General features: G+C 60.9%; 16 protein-coding genes. 8 read left to right on the top strand and 8 right to left on the bottom strand.

Features of this window, described 5'->3' with window-relative positions:
• Positions 1-23: 23 nt before the first annotated feature.
• From otnC to AC3WJW_RS26780, 4 genes are read right to left on the bottom strand one after another with little or no spacing between them, the layout of a single operon-like run.
• Positions 24-662 (bottom strand): 3-oxo-tetronate 4-phosphate decarboxylase, encoded by a 639-nt coding sequence (otnC, locus tag AC3WJW_RS26795; RefSeq protein ID WP_493728076.1) that lies wholly within the window; start codon positions 660-662, stop codon positions 24-26.
• Complete coding sequence (gene otnK / locus AC3WJW_RS26790) at positions 659-1,951, bottom strand: 3-oxo-tetronate kinase (RefSeq protein WP_493728075.1); 1,293 nt, start codon at positions 1,949-1,951, stop codon at positions 659-661. The genes otnC and otnK overlap by 4 nt, the downstream gene beginning before the upstream one ends.
• Positions 1,952-1,971: 20 nt before the next feature.
• A complete protein-coding gene (gene denD, locus AC3WJW_RS26785; protein WP_493728074.1) occupies positions 1,972-2,946 on the bottom strand; it encodes a D-erythronate dehydrogenase in 975 nt (324 codons plus the stop codon).
• 15 nt (positions 2,947-2,961) lie between these two features.
• Positions 2,962-4,272 carry an MFS transporter gene (locus AC3WJW_RS26780; RefSeq protein ID WP_493728073.1) on the bottom strand — a complete coding sequence of 437 codons (1,311 nt, stop codon included), beginning with the start codon at positions 4,270-4,272 and terminating at the stop codon, positions 2,962-2,964.
• Between the two features lie 160 nt (positions 4,273-4,432).
• On the opposite strand from AC3WJW_RS26780, the gene AC3WJW_RS26775 reads away from it, so the two are divergent.
• On the top strand, positions 4,433-5,215 hold the full coding sequence (locus tag AC3WJW_RS26775) for a FadR/GntR family transcriptional regulator (RefSeq protein ID WP_493728072.1): 783 nt from the start codon (positions 4,433-4,435) through the stop codon (positions 5,213-5,215).
• Between the two features lie 12 nt (positions 5,216-5,227).
• On the opposite strand, the gene AC3WJW_RS26770 is transcribed toward AC3WJW_RS26775, so the two are convergent.
• Positions 5,228-6,109 (bottom strand): alpha/beta fold hydrolase, encoded by an 882-nt coding sequence (locus AC3WJW_RS26770; RefSeq protein WP_493728071.1) that lies wholly within the window; start codon positions 6,107-6,109, stop codon positions 5,228-5,230.
• A gap of 129 nt (positions 6,110-6,238) precedes the next feature.
• Here AC3WJW_RS26770 and AC3WJW_RS26765 point away from each other — a divergent pair, with 129 nt between their 5' ends.
• The 7 genes from AC3WJW_RS26765 to AC3WJW_RS26735 all read left to right on the top strand — a co-directional run bounded on the left by AC3WJW_RS26765 (position 6,239) and on the right by AC3WJW_RS26735 (position 13,185).
• The gene (locus tag AC3WJW_RS26765) at positions 6,239-6,829 is read left to right on the top strand and encodes a CGNR zinc finger domain-containing protein (RefSeq protein ID WP_493728070.1); all 591 of its coding nucleotides are present in this window, start codon (positions 6,239-6,241) and stop codon (positions 6,827-6,829) included.
• 242 nt (positions 6,830-7,071) lie between these two features.
• The gene (locus AC3WJW_RS26760) at positions 7,072-7,503 is read left to right on the top strand and encodes a glycine zipper domain-containing protein (protein WP_007971259.1); all 432 of its coding nucleotides are present in this window, start codon (positions 7,072-7,074) and stop codon (positions 7,501-7,503) included.
• Between the two features lie 422 nt (positions 7,504-7,925).
• Entirely contained in the window at positions 7,926-8,609 is a 684-nt protein-coding gene (locus AC3WJW_RS26755) for a hypothetical protein (protein ID WP_493728069.1), read from the top strand.
• A gap of 130 nt (positions 8,610-8,739) precedes the next feature.
• Entirely contained in the window at positions 8,740-9,582 is an 843-nt protein-coding gene (locus AC3WJW_RS26750; protein WP_493728068.1) for a DUF6502 family protein, read from the top strand.
• Entirely contained in the window at positions 9,579-11,225 is a 1,647-nt protein-coding gene (locus tag AC3WJW_RS26745; protein ID WP_493728067.1) for a DUF5666 domain-containing protein, read from the top strand. The genes AC3WJW_RS26750 and AC3WJW_RS26745 overlap by 4 nt, the downstream gene beginning before the upstream one ends.
• A gap of 102 nt (positions 11,226-11,327) precedes the next feature.
• A complete protein-coding gene (locus AC3WJW_RS26740; RefSeq protein WP_493728066.1) occupies positions 11,328-12,077 on the top strand; it encodes a hypothetical protein in 750 nt (249 codons plus the stop codon).
• A 400-nt stretch (positions 12,078-12,477) separates the two neighbouring features.
• Positions 12,478-13,185: a hypothetical protein gene (locus AC3WJW_RS26735; protein ID WP_493728065.1), complete on the top strand. Its 708-nt coding sequence runs from the start codon at positions 12,478-12,480 to the stop codon at positions 13,183-13,185.
• A 604-nt stretch (positions 13,186-13,789) separates the two neighbouring features.
• Here the strand turns inward: AC3WJW_RS26735 and AC3WJW_RS26730 are convergent.
• The 3 genes from AC3WJW_RS26730 to AC3WJW_RS26720 form a co-directional block, all read right to left on the bottom strand.
• A complete protein-coding gene (locus AC3WJW_RS26730) occupies positions 13,790-13,996 on the bottom strand; it encodes a co-regulatory protein PtrA N-terminal domain-containing protein (protein ID WP_407802004.1) in 207 nt (68 codons plus the stop codon).
• Positions 13,997-14,087: 91 nt separating this feature from the next.
• Positions 14,088-14,741, bottom strand: a complete 654-nt coding sequence (locus tag AC3WJW_RS26725; protein ID WP_095967121.1) for a hypothetical protein — start codon at positions 14,739-14,741, stop codon at positions 14,088-14,090.
• A gap of 196 nt (positions 14,742-14,937) precedes the next feature.
• Positions 14,938-15,132 (bottom strand): hypothetical protein, encoded by a 195-nt coding sequence (locus tag AC3WJW_RS26720; protein WP_493728064.1) that lies wholly within the window; start codon positions 15,130-15,132, stop codon positions 14,938-14,940.
• Positions 15,133-15,437: the final 305 nt, after the last annotated feature.

Genomic DNA, 15,437 nt, shown 5'->3' with positions numbered 1-15,437 from the left:
CGGTCAAAAAATCGATCTGTGGGTTACCACTGCACACCAAAGGCTTCGTGCAATTCATCCAGCGCCGTCTGGTGCAGCGGAGCCGGTCGTGGATTGCTCATCAGCCACAGGCGTGCGGTTTCTTCCAGTTCTTCCAGGGCAAAGCTGGCTTTGGACACCGAGCTTTCCCAGACCACCGGGCCCAGGCGCTCAAGCATCACGCCGCGCACGCGGTTGGCCAGTTGCGCCACACGTTCGGCCACCTTCGGTGAGCCCGGACGTTCATAGGCGATCAGCGGGATGTGCCCGACCTTCATCACCTGATAGGGCGTCAGCGGCGGCAGGATGTCATCCTCATGCCAGACACCGGCCAGCGTCAATGCCACCAGGTGGGTCGAGTGGGTGTGGACCACGCCTCCAACCCCCGGGTTGCGATCGTAGACCTGGCGGTGCAGGGCCAGGGTCTTTGACGGTTTGTCGCCGCTGACCCATTCACCCGCGAGGCTGACCTTGGCAATCGCGGCCGGGTCGAGGCGCCCCAGGCACGCGTCCGTGGGCGTGATCAGCCAGCCGTCCTCCAGCCGGGCGCTGATGTTGCCGGCGCTGCCCACTGTGTAGCCACGGGCATACAACGAAGCGCCGACCTCACAGATCTCTTCGCGCAGGGCGTTTTCGTTGTTCATGCCGGTACTCCTGCCAGTTGCTTGAGGGCTTTGTCGAAGAAATCCGCGCCACCGAAATTGCCCGACTTGAGCGCCAGGGCCAGCGGCTCACCGGGCGTGCTGACGCAAGCGGGCACTCCCGGGTCGATTTGTGCGCCGATCCGCAACAGCTGGATGTTCAGCGCCTGGACCACGGCCCCCGAGGTTTCCCCTCCGGCGACCACGAAGCGTCGGACACCTGCCTCGCGCAGCCTGCCGGCGATCCGGCCCATGGCCTGCTCGACCAGATGCCCGGCGCGCTCGGCGCCTAACTCACGTTGCACCGCCTTGACCTCATCCGGGGTACTGGTGGCGTAGATCAGCACTGTTTGCGAATGGTCAGCGGCGAAGGCCAATGCCTCCTCGATGACTGGCTGTCCCGCCGCCAGGGCCAAGGGGTCGACACGAAAGGCCGGGCGACCTGCCTGCAGCCAGGTCGCTACCTGGCCATTGGTGGCCTGCGAAGCGCTGCCCGCGAGCACCACTTCACCGCCTTCGACCGCCGGCACTTGTGCGGCGTCCAGGTCGCGCAATTTGCCGGCGCGTCGAAAGTTGTCCGGCAAGCCCAGCGCCAGTCCGGAGCCGCCGGTGAGCAGCGCCAGGTCGGCGCAGGCTTCGCCCAGCACATGGAGATCGGCATCGGACAAGGCATCGGCGACGGCCATGCGCACCCCTTCGGCGCGAAGCTGCGCGATGCGCGCTCGCACGCTCTCGACGCCACCGGACACGCTGTCATGGCGCAACAGGCCGACCTTGCCCCGGGTCTGCGCTTGCAGCACGCGAACCAGATTCGCGTCCGTCATCGGCGTCAGCGGGTGATGCTGCATGCCCGACTCACTGAGCAATTGGTCCTGTATGAACAAATGCCCGCGAAAGACCGTGCGACCGTTTTCCGGGAAAGCCGGACACGCGAGGGTGAAATCACTGTCCAGTGCCTCGAGCAAGGCGTCGCTGACCTGGCCGATGTTGCCGGCGGGGGTCGAGTCGAAGGTCGAGCAGTATTTGAAGAAAATCTGTTCGCAGCCACGCTCGCGCAGCCAGCGCAACGCTTCGAGCGATTCCTTCACGGCATCGGCGGCCGGCACGGTCCGCGACTTCAGGGCGATGACGATAGCGTCGGCGTCGAGTTGGCCGGCGACATCGCTGGCGGGTATACCGATGCTTTGCACGGTGCGCATGCCGCCGCGCACCAGCATGTTGGCAAGATCGGTGGCACCGGTGAAGTCGTCGGCGATGCAGCCCAGCAGCGGCCGGGCAGGGGCATTCAACATGTTGAACTCCTCAATCGGGTTTAGCCGGGCAGGTACTCGTTGATGAACTGCTCGATCACATCGGTGAAATCCTCGTCCGCGGTGAAGCCCAGGTCCCGGGAGTAGGTGGCGCAAAAGGCGCCTGGCCAGGAGCCGACGATGCGCTCGATCGCCGGATTGCGTTCCATGCGGATCCGCCCGGCCACTTCTGCACCGGCCGTCTGGCGCAGGGCGTCGATCATCCGTTCGACGGTGATCGACAGGCCCGGCATGTTGATCACCCGACCCTGGGTCAATTGCTCGCCGGACAGTTCATGACCATGGATCAGGTTGGCGATCGCCTGCGCGGGCGACATCAGCCAGAGCCGGGTATCGAGCGGTACCGGACAGACGCTGGGTTGGCCGTTGAGCGGTTCGCGGATAATGCCGCTGGCGAAGCTGGACGCGGCGAGGTTGGGCTTGCCCGGGCGCACCACGATGGTCGGCATGCGCAGGCTGCGACCATCGACAAAGGCGCGCCGGCTGTAGTCGGCGAGCAGCAGGTCGTTCATGGCCTTTTGCGTGCCATAGGAACTCTGCGGCGCCCAGACCTGATCATCGCGGACGCGTTCCGGCAACTGCCCGCCGAACACCGCGACCGAGCTGGTCATCACCCATTTCGGGCAGGTACCAAGCCGGCGAACGCGTTCGAGCATGTTCTGGGTGGCGGTGAAGTTGATGCGCATGCCCAGTTCGAAGTCGCCTTCGGCCTGGCTGGAAACCACCGCCGCCAGATGGAAGATACTGTCGGTGTTGGCATCGATCAGGCGGTCCAGTACTTCAGGGTTGGCGATATCGCCACACACCACTTTCACCCGGGGATCATCGATCCCCGTGAGTTCGACCATGTCGAAGGCGACGATTTGCCCGATGGGCCGGGAGTGGCCAGTACGGTCGGTGAGCGAACCACGCAGCAACAGCGCTTCGATCAGGCGGCGGCCGAGGAAGCCGGCTGCACCGGTCACGAGAATATTCATGAGTTACTCCAAACGTCAGCGGTTGACGAGTTTTCCGGGAATTCTGAAGACCAGCAGGGCGCCGAGGAACAATGCGCTTGCCATCACATACATGCCGATCGTGGTGCTGTGGGTGGCGTCCTTGAGGAACCCCATCAAGTACGGCGAGACGAAGCCCGCCAGGTTGCCCCAGGAGTTGATCAGGGCAATGCCGGCTGCCGCTGCCGTGCCGCCGAGGAAGGCGGTCGGCAGGCTCCAGAACAAGGGCAGGGTGCTCATGGCCCCCATCGAGCCCAGGGTCAGGCCGATCATGGAAACCGTGAAGTTGTCGCTCCAGGTGGCGGAGATGAACAGGCCGATACCGCCGAGCACGGCGGTCAGCGCCAGGTGCCAGCGCCGTTCGCGCAGCCGGTCGGCGCTACGCGAGACCAGGATCATGGTCATTGCTGCCGCTGCGTAAGGGATGGCGGTGAGCATGCCGACCTGCAAGACATCGCTGACGCCGGCCTGGCGGATAAGGGTCGGCAACCAGAAGCCGACGGTGTAGAAACCGGCGATCATGCAGAAGTAGATGGCCGTCAGCAGCCAGATGCGCGGCTGCAGGAACACCTCTTTGAGGCTGTGTTTCTGGTGGCCGGCGGACTCCGCGTCGATGCGCGTCTGCAGCAGGGTTTTCTCTTCCCGGGTGAGCCAGCCGGCACTGGAGATGCGGTCGCTGAGGCAGAAAATCACCAGGATACCGACGGCGATCGAGGGCAGTCCTTCGAGAAAGAACAGCCATTGCCAGCCGGCAAACCCGTGGTCACCGTTGAAGGCGCTCATGATCCAGCCGGACAACGGCGCGCCGATCAAGCCGGACAGCGGCACGGCGGTGGCGAACAGGGCATACATCTTGCCGCGACGATGGGTCGGGAACCAGTAGGACAGATAGAGGATGACGCCCGGGTAGAACCCGGCTTCGGCGATCCCCAACAGGAAGCGCATGATGTAGAAGGACATTGGCGTACTCACCAGTGCCATGGCCGAGGAGATGATTCCCCAGGTGATCATGATGCGTGCGATCCACAACCGCGCGCCGACGCGATGCAGGATCAGGTTGCTGGGAATTTCCACGAGGAAGTAGGCAATGAAGAAAATCCCTGCGCCAAGGCCGTAGACGGCTTCGGAAAATTGCAGATCGTCGGACATCTGCAATTTGGCGAAACCGACGTTCACCCGGTCCAGATAGGCGACCAGATAACACAACAACAGCAGCGGCAGAATACGCCACGCCACTTTGCGATACGCCAGATCCTCGAAGCGATCGGCGGGCACGGCGACACCGGTTTGAATCACTGATTCAGTCATGTGTTTCCCCCATCCTTATTTTTGTAGTGGGTGACGTTGTTTTTGTCGGATTACATGATGTGGCGTTTTTTATCATAATACGTCATACGAATTCAACGGCTAAATCGAGGGAGGACGGCGGGTCTAAAATGCAGTACCGTTCACCGATTTGAGCCCAGAGATGCCTATGCCCATTCCTGACAAATCTTCCTGTAGCACCGATGCGCTGGGTGTCCTGAAGGACTCCGCCAAGGGCACGCTGTCCGATCAGGTGACGGCGGCCCTCAAGGCCTATATCGCCAGCGGCGAAGCGCTGCCGGGCGATCGCCTGCCCACCGAGCCCGTACTCTCGGAACGTTTCGGCGTCAGCCGGACAGTCATCCGCGAGGCGATCTCGCGCCTGAAGTCAGCCGGTCTGGTGGAGGTTCGCCAGGGCAGCGGTACCGTGGTCAGCGAAGGTGCGCACATCAAAGCGTTCACGATCGACCTGGATGTCGGCGGCTCGATCGAGGCGGTATTGAGGGTCACCGAATTGCGCCGCGGCATCGAAGGCGAGGCGGCGGCACTGGCGGCCCAGCGGCATTCACCTGCGCAGCTGGAAGCCATCCACCAGGCGCTGAAGGCCATTGATGCAGCCGAGCAGGCGGGTCGCGATGGGGTAGAGGAAGACCTAGGGTTCCATCACTCCATTTCCAGGGCTACCGGCAATCCGCTGTACCCCTCATTGCACGAATTCATCGCGCAATTCATCAAAGAGGCGATCCGCATCACACGCTCCAACGAGGAGCGCCGCCGGGATCTGGCCAAGACCGTGCGGGCCGAACACTTCGCGGTGTATTCGGCCATTGCCGCGCGCGACCCCGAAGGCGCGCGGCATGCGGCGCTCAATCACATCAATAACGCAGTCGAGCGGCTCAAGAGCGCCGATCCCTCGTTCTGGCAGAATCCGGGAACGAGAAACTAGTCTGCGCACCTCTCAGTCGAGATGGCAGCCCACCACGTCGACTATCCGTTGAGCAATCTGCACGGCGTGGGTCTCCAGCGCGAAGTGGCCGGTATCGAGCATTTCGACCACTGCATTGGGGTTGTCACGCTTGTAGGCCTCGGCACCTGGCGGAATGAAAAACGGATCGCCCTTGCCCCAGATCGCCAGCGTTGGCACTTGGGCATCGCGCAAGAATTGCTGGAACGCCGGGTACAGCTTCAGGTTGTTCCGATAGTCATAAAACAGATCGAGCTGGATGTCCTTGTTGCCGGGGCGCTCCAGCAATAGCGCGTCCAGATGATAACCCTCGGGTGCAATGAGATCGGGGTTGCTCACGCCTTCCACATACTGCCAGCGCGTGCCTTCCAGGTGCAGGATGGCATCGTTGATCACCTGGCGATTGGCGGGCGACGGCTCGTCCCAATACTGGCGGATCGGCGCCCAGGCATCCCCCAGGCCTTCGAGATAGGCATTGCCGTTCTGCGAAACGATCGCGCTGACCCGCTCCGGGTACGCCAGCGCCAGGCGCAGACCGACCGGCGCCCCATAGTCGAAGAAGTACATCGCATAACGCTTGAGGCCCAGCGCATCGACGAACTGGCGGATCGTCTCGCCGAGGGCATCGAAGGTGTAGACGTAGTTGCGTTCGGCGGGCACCTCGGTGAAACCGAACCCGGGCAGATCCGGTGCAATCAGGCGGTACTTGTCCGCGAGCAGCGGGATCAGGCCCCGGAACTGGTGCGACGAGCTGGGAAAGCCGTGCAGCAGCAAGAGTACGGGAGCGTCGGCAGCACCGGCCTCGCGGTAGAAAACCCGGATGCCGTCGGCGTCGACGAATTTGCAGGCAATGGTGGTGTGCGGGAGCGTGGTCATGATGGATCTCCAATGTAACTTGTTAAAGTTATTTATACGGGTTACCTGTTTTCATTTTGCACGGACTTTGTAACTGGTAAAATATTTTTTGTGGGTTACAATTCGTGCATTGATTTCCGGGAGATTTCCATGACTGACGCCGTCACCACGCCTGACTTGCCCCTACCGCTGGTGCTGGCCGACCATCCGGCGCTGGATCTGCTGAACACCCGAATGGTGGTCGAAGGCCAGCGGCGCGACCTGCTCAACAGCGATGCCGACGCGGCGCGCTGGCTGGAGCAGATCGGTTTCGGTCTGGCGGCGGACGTGGCGGAGGGTGACGGGCAGTTGCTTGCCCGGTTGCGCAAGCTGCGCGATTGCATCGAGAGCCTGCTCGCCGCCCGTCGAGAGAACCGCGTGGCGGATCCGGCAGCGCTCAATGCCTTTCTGCTGCGGGTCGTGCCGCAACTGGTGTGGGAGGAGGCGGGCGCGCCGGTGCTGGAGCGCTTGCACCAGGACGATGCCGGCCACCAGCGTCTGGGCAGGCTCGCTTACGCCGCCGCGGAGTTGCTGGCCGAAGGCGATTTCAGCCTGGTCCGCAAATGCGAAAGCGCCGAATGTACATTGATGTTTTACGACCGCACCAAATCGCACAAGCGACGCTGGTGCAGCATGGCGCTGTGCGGAAACCGGCATAAGGTCGCCGAATTCCGCAAGCGACGCCAGGGTGTCGCGGACTGAAGGCCATAACGCTGCGCGGTATTGGTGGGGCTGCTTCGTTTCCGGAGTCGAGTCATTTGACACCAGGATTTCGAGTGATCCCGATGGCGCCGCTTGAGCCTGGGCCAGGGAAGTTGATGGATGTTCGGTTCTGCTACCCACCGATTGGCTGATCCAAACCAACGCACGGTCGAATATCTGTTGACCTGACTGTTTCGTACCAACAGACTTTCTCCTTTTGTGTGTTCCTAAAGGTCCGTCTGATGCGTAAGTCATTCACTGTTGTTGCATTAAGTCTGCTTGTATCGCAGTACTCCCTCGCCGGCGAAGCCACCAACACGGCTATCGGTGGCGGTGTCGGCGGCGCTCTTGGCAGCGTGGTCGGTCAGGCTATGGGAGGTAGCACTGGCGCTGCGATCGGAGCCGGCGTCGGTGGCGCGGCCGGGGGCGCAATGACCGCCAAGAGTGGCAAGAAGACCGAGTCCGCTATTGGCGGAGGTCTCGGTGCAGCGGGTGGCCAGGTCATCGGCAACAGTGTCGGTGGTTCCACCGGTGGCCTGATCGGCGCGGGTCTGGGCGGTGCTGCAGGGGGGGCGATCGGCAACAATATGGCCGATGACGACGACCACCACGATTCCGGCTACAAGCATAAGAATAAATACAAGAATAAACATAAGCACAAACATCACGACTGATCGCGGGTGCCGAGACAGAGCATCTGGAATGCTTTGTTTCAAAAAGGGGAGCGGGCATGGCGCTCCCCCTATGGGTGGTCTTTCAGGTCATGTCCGAGCCGCCTTGACGTCTCGGTGATCACCCGGGGTAGAGGTCTCTCGCCACTTCCCCTTTATCCATGAGCCATTGGCGTTCTGCCGATCATTCGATTGCTTTCACACTGCGTTATCCATTTACGCCAGGTGCTGACGTGTCTCACCGTCGGTCGGCTTTCTCCTGCGCGGGTTGACCCGGAGCCAGAAAGGGCTAGCTTTCATCGAGTGGGAAAAATTCCCACGCCAAGATTTCAGGATAAACAATAAAGCTTACTCCCATGCCGCTCCCGGATTACAACGCGGATCGCGTTGGCACTGCTCGCGGTAAATCACCAGGAGAATGCACGATGAACACTTACCTGCTTTTCAAGAAAGGTTTATTGGCGCTGGCAATCGGTGGCGTCCTCTCGGCCTCCATCGTTTTGGTACCGGACTCCATTTCCCATGACGCCACTGCCTATGCCAAGGATGGTGGTGGTGGTGGTGGTGGTGGTGGTGGTGGTAACGGCGGTGGCGGTGGCGGCAATGGTGGCGGTGGTGGAAGCCACGGTGGCAACGGCGGTGGCGGTAGCGGTGGTGGAGGCCACGGTGGCAACGGCGGTAGCGGCAGTGGAGGCCACGGTGGCAACAGCGGTGGTGGTAGCGGCAGTGGAGGCCACGGTGGTAACAGCGGTGGCAATGGCGGCAACAGTGGCCATAGCGGCAGCGACCATGGAAGTGGCAATGGGAATTCAGGCCATGCCGGTTCTGGAAACTCGAACTCCGGTCGCAGTGGCACCCATGCAGAACCGGGTGACGACCATGGCGTTCACGTCGGTGGCGAGCCAGGTGACGATCACGGCGTTCACGTCGGCGGCGAGCCAGGTGATGACCACGGCGTTCACGTCGGTGGCGAGCCAGGTGATGACCATGGCGTTCATGTCGGCGGCGAGCCAGGTGACGACCATGGCGTTCACGTCGGCGGCGAGCCCGGTGACGACAAGGGCGTCCACACCGGCGGTGAACCCGGCGACGACAACAGCCGGACCTGAAGCGGCCTGATGCCCCATGCAAAACCCGGGAGACCGGTTTTGCATGGGGGCACGCAAAAAATACTGCCTGCATTCATGGGATTATTTCCCACGCAGCTATACTGGGGTTAACTGTCCGGGAATGCGCTGAATGCAATCGTCTACCTTGCCCACCTCGCTCCTCAAAGCCCTGCGCCATGTCATGCGGCCGCTGGTACGCCTGATGCTGCGCAAAGGCGTCACGTACCTGGTTTTCGCCGATCTGCTCAAGGAGGTGTTCGTCGATGTGGCGGACCGTGAGTTCCGTCTGGGCGACAAGTCACCGACCGACAGCCGCATCAGTCTGCTCACCGGTGTGCATCGCAAGGACGTACGGCGTTTGCGCAACACCGGCGACCCCGCTACTTCCACGCTTCCGGAAAACATCACCTTCGGTGCGCAACTGGTCAACGCCTGGACCCGCGCACCCTTCTGCAACGACGCCGGCCAGCCATTGCCGCTGCCTCGCTTGGCCAGTGTCGGCGGCGACCGTTCCTTCGATGCACTGGTGGCGAAGGTCAGCACGGACATTCGGGCGCGGGTGGTGCTGGACGAATGGCTGCGCCTGGGCGTCGTGCGCCTTGACGAACAGGAGCGTGTGCACCTCGAAGCCCAGGCCTTCGTGCCGCAAAAGGGCTTCGATGAGAAAGCGGCTTACCTGGGGCATAACCTGCACGATCATGCCTGCGCTGCGGTACACAACTTGAGCAGCGAAGGCCCGGCCTTTTTTGAACGCAGCGTCCACTATGACGCACTGGCCCCGATGAGCGTCGAGGCGCTGCGCGAGGCCGTTGCCAGCGAGGGAATGCAGGCCCTGTTGAGCTTCAATCGACTCGCCGCCGAGCTGGAATTTCGCGACCTGCCCAGCCTCGAACCGCGCCAGCGCATCACGGTCGGCCTGTACTTCTACACTGAAGCTTGCGATCCCAACTCACCGACGGCTCCCAAGCCATGACCATCCATTTGCGCCTGATTCGAGCAGCTGCCCTCGCTCTGGGCCTCGGGCTTCCGATTGTGTTGCAAGCCGCGCCGGCCTGTGTCAGCCAGAATGAGGCGGGCAGCAGTGAAGTGCCGCTCATCCAGGCTCCAGGTGGCACCGGCGGTACGGGCGCGGCGCCTGGCGGCATGGGCGGTACTGGCATCGGCACCGACAACGGCGGGGTGGGCGGTACCGGCGCACCGCTGAACAAACGCCCCGGCGGCATTGGCGGCACCGGTGCCGTCGCCGGCGGCGTGGGTGGTACGGGCATCAGCGACGACAACGGCGGGATCGGTGGCACCGGCATTGTCGGCACCATCACCGGGTTCGCCTCGATCTGCGTCAATGGCGTGGAAGTGCACTTCAACAAAAACGTCCCTGTCAGCGAGAACGGCATTGCCGCCACCAGCACCCGCCTGGCAGTAGGCCAGGTGGTTGCCGTGGAAGCGTTCAATTCCCGGCGCGGTCTGGAGGCCGGGCGCATTTCTATCCTGCATGTCTACGAAGGCCCTTTGACAGCCCTGCCCAGAGACTCCATGCCCATGCGTGTCATGGGCCAACCGGTACGCCTGGCCAACGGTGCTCAAGTCGCTCCTGGCCTGCGTGCGGGTGATCCCGTACGGGTCAGCGGGCTGCGCGACGCCCGTGGTGAAGTGGTGGCCAGCCGCATCGATCGCGCGCCCGGCCTCAAGGAGGCCAGTGCCATCGGCCCGATCGATCGCAGCGGTTATCTGCAAGGGCTCAAACTTGGCAATCATCCGGGACCGGCGCAGGAAATGCTGGTGCGCGGCCAGTGGTCGGGCCGCGAACTGGAGGTGAGCCAGAGTCGCCCCGACCCGAGCCTGCCGTTCATTGGCCGGGCACACAATGCGGTGATCGAGGGCCTGGTACAGGGCCGGCAGGACCGTCGCCTGGTGGTGGGTGGCTTCAATGTGACGATGGCGAGCGACACCGTGTTTGCCGGTGTGCAGTCTTCGCAGCTGACGCTGGATCGACGCGTGCGGGTCACCGGCGTGTTCAGCGGCGCACGGGAGGTACAGGCCACGCGTATCGAATTGCCCCGCGAGCGCTCCGATTCGCCCGCCAGCAACCAGCACGGGCGACTTCGAAACAGCGAGCAAAATACGGACGATTCAAGCGGCTCGGGCAATTCGGGCAGCTCGGAGGATTTCAACAGCCCCGGCGACTCGAGCGGCTCCAACAGTTCCGGCAACTCGGGGGATTCGGGGAACTCGGGCAGTGACAGGAGCGGCCGCTCCGAGAGCGGTGGCAGCGTCGTCGACGATACTCGCCACGGGGGCAATGACAATCATGGCGGTGGCGACAGGATCGAACGCGTGGACGTGGACGTGGACAAGTCCGGCAAGTCGGAGCGAGTCGAGAAGGTCGAGCAATCCGGCAAAGTCGAGAGAGTGGAGAGGGTAGAGAAGGTAGAGAAAGTCGAAAAAGTCGAACGTCCGGAGAAAGTCGAGAAAGTCGATCGGCCAGAAAAGGTTGAGAAAGTAGACAAGGTTGATCGGCCAGAAAAAGTCGAGAAGGTCGAAAAAGTCGAAAAAGTCGAAAAAGTCGAAAAAGTCGAAACCGTTGAAAAAGTCGACCGCTCTGGCAAGTCGGGTTAAACAGTAAAGGCATGATGCACTTGCGCCATAAGTCACTAGGCTGTGTAAGTCACGCAACAAAGCCTGCGTGTGGACTTCGATGACGCAAGACACGAGGTGAACATGGACCCCAAGCGCACCCTGCTCATCGGTTGGCTGGCCAGCCTGGCCTTGCCGGCCCTGGCCGATACCTTCTCGACCTCGATCGGAACCGACTACTCTCGGGGCGATTATGGCACCGGCACGACTTCCGAAACCTGGTACGTCCCGCTGGTGGGCAAATACGAAACCGGTCCCATGACCTACAAGCTCACTGTGCCCTGGCTGCGCATCACCAATCCTTCGGTCGGCCCTGACGGCGAGCCGTTGCCCGGCGGTTGCGACAAAGTGGAAAGCGGTTTGGGCGACACTGTCGCCGGTGCCGACTATGCCGTGCTTGACGGCAACATTGGCGGGCTGTTCGTTGACCTGATCGGCAAGGTCAAGTTGCCCACAGCCGACGAAGACAAGTGCCTGGGCACCGGCAAAACCGACTATTCCGCCCAGGTCGATGTCGCCAAAGCCTTCGGCCGGGTGACCGGGTTCGCCACGCTGGGCTGGAAAAAATTCGGCGATCCGTCAGGCTCCGACTTCGACAACCCGATATTCGCCGGCCTGGGCTTCGCCATGCCCGTGTACGCGCGCACTACGGCGGGAGTGTCCTACGACTGGCGGCAGAAGGTCGTATCCACGGGTGACCAGATCAAGGAACTCACCCTCTTCCTCACCCACAAGCTCAATCAGAACTGGAAGTTTCAGTTGTATGCCGTCAAGGGGTATTCCGATGCGAGCCCGGATGGCGAGGCTGGACTGGTGTTCACCCACACCTACTGATACCCGCCTGTTGCCCGGCCCCGAGGGTTTTGTCGTCTCAACCCAGGCCTGCGCCTGCTTCAGTCCGGATGGTCGGTGGTTGACACACGGGCTGACAGGCCTAATCTAAAAGTGTGGGAATATTTCCCACGTACAGATGCCGACTGGCTCTGAAGGATCGTTCGGAAACCGCAGTTGCTTGTTTTTGCTGCAAATTAATGGCCGTGCCGGTTGGCTGGCCGCTCCAATGGGCGGCCGGGAACTCACTGGACATTGCGTTCGATACGGACATGACTACGCAACTCCAAGCGGAGGTGCATCATGCTTCTCAAAAAATGTTTGTTGGCTCTGGCAATTGGCGCAGTCCTGTCTGCATCGACTGTGCTGGTGCCCGATTACGTCGGTAGCTTCTCCAGCGTGCATGCCAAAGATGGCGGCAGCGGTGGTGGCGGCAGCGGAGGCGGAGGCGGAGGCGGCAACGGAGGCGGTGGCGGTCACGGTGGTGGCGGCGGCGGTGGCTCCGGAGGCTCCGGAGGCGGCGGTCATGGTGGTGACGGCGGAGGCGGCCACGGTGGCGGCGGCGCTGGTGGTAACGGTGGTGGTCACGGTGGCGGCAGTGGCTCCGGAGGCGGTGGTCACGGTGGTAATGGCGGAGGCGGTAACGCTGGCAGTGGCCATGGCGATGGTGGCGGTGATGGTGGCGCAGGACATGGCGGCATGGGGCGTGGCGATGGTGACCATGGTGGTGTTGCCGGAAACGCAGGCCCAGGCAATGCCCGTGGCGATAAGGCCGATAAGGCCGATAAGGCTGATAGGGCTGATAGGGCTGATAGGGCTGATAAGGCTGATAGGGCTGATAGGGCTGATAAGGCTGATAGAGCCGATAGGGCCGATAAGGCCGATAGGGCTGATAGGGCTGATAGGGCTGATAGGGCCAATAGGGCTGACAACAATGCCGCAGATGCAGCCAGGGACGCGGCCAAAAATGACGCAGATGCAGCCAGAGACGCTGCCAGAGCTGATGCAGACGCAGCCCGGGATGCTGCGAAAGCTGATGCAGATGCAACCCGAGATGCCGCCAGAGCTGCGGCGGATGCTGCCCGTGACGCTGCAAAAGCTGCAGGTGTAGCGGGTGCGGATGCAACCAGAGATGCTGCGAGAGCCGCTGCAGATGCCGCCAGGGACGCCGCCAAGGCAGACGCAGATGCAGCCAGAGATGCAGCCCGGGCTGCTGCAGATGCTGCCAGGAACGACGCCAAGGCTGATGCGAACGCGGCCAGAGAGGCGGCCAAGGCCGAGAAGAGGGCAGCCAGAGAGGATGTGGCGGATGCCCCTGACGCTCCAGACGCCCCTGATGCTCCAGATGCCCCAGACGCGCCGGATGTCGACGTGGTTGAGGTACAGAACTAGGCCTGCACGCTACACAACGGCAGGCATACCCGTAGAAAACGTCCCGGGAATTTGAAGGACGTATCGAAAAAAAGTCGCAAACCCTGCAGGGTTTGCGACTTTTTTTTGGTTGTTCACGTCATTGCGGGGAACACCGATACCTGTAGGAGCTGCCGCAGGCTGCGATCTTTTGATCTTGCTTTTGCGATCAGAAGATTGCTGAAGATCAAGATCAAAAGATCGCAGCCTGCGGCAGCTCCTACAGATATTTCGTTATTTGTGTGCCCCCGGGATTCCGTGAAGTCCCTTTTTTGCCATCGTGTTGCGCGGTCGCGCTACACCGATCAGCCGTTGCTGCGATTGGTCGCCTTGGCCTTGCTTTGAGCTACAGCGGCTTCAGCCTTCTGCTTCTGCGCAACCTGGAAGGCTTCCATCGAGACCTTGCGGGCCGACTCCATGCGATTGAATGTCTTGTCACCACCACCGGTGGCCATCGCCAGAGAAGAAACGGTAAGAGCGGCGATGACGAAGAGAGCTTTCATGGATTTCATTTGGATATCCTCAAGTGAGAAAAGTGAGATGGGTAAATAGTTAAAAACGGAATTCATTGGCAAAGGCTGAACGGGCTTGTTCAACCTGACTTCACCAGCCAGCCAGAGCAGCGTTTCCGGTTCCCCAGGTGCGTTGCTCCATACGGCCTTCAGCGTTTTTGTTTTTCGCCCAGACGGTGAGCAGCACCATCATTCCAAAGCCACCGACGATGAGAACCGGATAGGCCGCCAGCAACTCGACCAGCGAGTATTTCCAGGCCAGCGGACGACCGACACCGAGCATGGCGGCATAAAACCAGGACACACCAGAGAGCGCGCCGGAGAACAGCGCCAGCATGCGCAGGTTGAAGGAGAGTTTGAGTATCGAACCGGCTTTCTTCAGTGCCGGCAATACAGCGCTATGCAACAGGAAACCGTTAAAGGTCAACAACACAACGATGCCGATTTTGGCTTGCAACTTTGGATTGAGGAAATATTCCATCCCCTTGCCGGCATAATCTATTCCGACAATAGCAATGCCCGTAATCCAAAGCGCTACAAGTGCAAGCGATACGGTTTTTTGAAGGCTTTCCAGATGCGCGTCATCATGGTGACCCGACACATCCCCCTTCAGGAGTTGCTTGACCATGGCAATGTCACTGGTCAACACAAGCCCGATTGCCACGCAGCAGGCGATAAGATGGAAATATACAACGCCCAAGCGAATATATTCCGCGGCTGGCGAAGTCAGTATACCAAGTTCCATGATTACCTCTTTGTACTCTTAGTGGATCAACATGACTTCAGCACGGCTAGTTGAATTTATCCGTTGCTGACTGCAGTCAGGATCCAGCAATTTCTATTGTTTAATCTTGCGGCGTTGTGCTGCGAAGAAAAAAGCGAGTTTAGCGAATGAACTTTTTGATCATTCGGTTAGTTCCATTTTCAGGTAACAAAAAACCTCATTCGCACTGGGCGTCTATATGAGGTTTAACTTCCGCTTCTTGAGTCAGCTGGGCATCGGAGCCCGTGTGACCTGTTGCGTATTCTGAACGAAAAAAGCCGTCTCCGTTCATTTTTTGATCAATTTTGCTGACCAACGGCAGTGCCAAAACTGGTTGCATATTGACATCACTGGAGGGCGCAGCCAGCACCATGACTGGCTTTCAGCGAGTCGGAAGGTGGATGAAAGCCCCGTCGATTTTTTCGTCTTTTTTTGCATATTCCAGGGTAAAAATCGGTGGGTGTAAGCCAATCAGCCATCAAAAAAGCCCTGGTCGGGGTAAAAAACCAGGGCAATGCACTGCCAATTTTTCCCTCGAAAAAGCATATTCCGGACAGTTGATTGCGTCGTGCAATGCACCTCGTTGCTCCGGCAATGCTACGGGGGTGATAAGGCACCCGACCACAGCTTTGGTTTGATGAATAAAAATGTGCACACCGGGGACTTAGAGTCGGCCAG

This window comes from Pseudomonas sp. GW821-FHT07G06 (genome assembly GCF_058986625.1).
The sequence above is the reverse complement of the archived record's forward strand: the minus strand, read 5'-3'. Positions and strand labels throughout refer to the sequence as shown.

Excerpts from the sequence above, each read along its gene's own strand:
- denD (WP_493728074.1), bottom strand. The coding sequence starts at position 2,946 with ATGAATATTCTCGTGACCGGTGCAGCCGGCTTCCTCGGCCGCCGCCTG.
- AC3WJW_RS26740 (WP_493728066.1), top strand. The coding sequence starts at position 11,328 with ATGGACCCCAAGCGCACCCTGCTCATCGGTTGGCTGGCCAGCCTGGCC.
- otnK (WP_493728075.1), bottom strand. The coding sequence starts at position 1,951 with ATGTTGAATGCCCCTGCCCGGCCGCTGCTGGGCTGCATCGCCGACGAC.
- otnC (WP_493728076.1), bottom strand. The coding sequence starts at position 662 with ATGAACAACGAAAACGCCCTGCGCGAAGAGATCTGTGAGGTCGGCGCT.
- AC3WJW_RS26775 (WP_493728072.1), top strand. The coding sequence starts at position 4,433 with ATGCCTATGCCCATTCCTGACAAATCTTCCTGTAGCACCGATGCGCTG.
- AC3WJW_RS26745 (WP_493728067.1), top strand. The coding sequence starts at position 9,579 with ATGACCATCCATTTGCGCCTGATTCGAGCAGCTGCCCTCGCTCTGGGC.
- AC3WJW_RS26760 (WP_007971259.1), top strand. The coding sequence starts at position 7,072 with ATGCGTAAGTCATTCACTGTTGTTGCATTAAGTCTGCTTGTATCGCAG.
- AC3WJW_RS26770 (WP_493728071.1), bottom strand. The coding sequence starts at position 6,109 with ATGACCACGCTCCCGCACACCACCATTGCCTGCAAATTCGTCGACGCC.
- AC3WJW_RS26720 (WP_493728064.1), bottom strand. The coding sequence starts at position 15,132 with ATGGTGCTGGCTGCGCCCTCCAGTGATGTCAATATGCAACCAGTTTTG.
- AC3WJW_RS26735 (WP_493728065.1), top strand. The coding sequence starts at position 12,478 with ATGCCAAAGATGGCGGCAGCGGTGGTGGCGGCAGCGGAGGCGGAGGCG.
- AC3WJW_RS26730 (WP_407802004.1), bottom strand. The coding sequence starts at position 13,996 with ATGAAATCCATGAAAGCTCTCTTCGTCATCGCCGCTCTTACCGTTTCT.
- AC3WJW_RS26755 (WP_493728069.1), top strand. The coding sequence starts at position 7,926 with ATGAACACTTACCTGCTTTTCAAGAAAGGTTTATTGGCGCTGGCAATC.
- AC3WJW_RS26780 (WP_493728073.1), bottom strand. The coding sequence starts at position 4,272 with ATGACTGAATCAGTGATTCAAACCGGTGTCGCCGTGCCCGCCGATCGC.
- AC3WJW_RS26725 (WP_095967121.1), bottom strand. The coding sequence starts at position 14,741 with ATGGAACTTGGTATACTGACTTCGCCAGCCGCGGAATATATTCGCTTG.
- AC3WJW_RS26750 (WP_493728068.1), top strand. The coding sequence starts at position 8,740 with ATGCAATCGTCTACCTTGCCCACCTCGCTCCTCAAAGCCCTGCGCCAT.
- AC3WJW_RS26765 (WP_493728070.1), top strand. The coding sequence starts at position 6,239 with ATGACTGACGCCGTCACCACGCCTGACTTGCCCCTACCGCTGGTGCTG.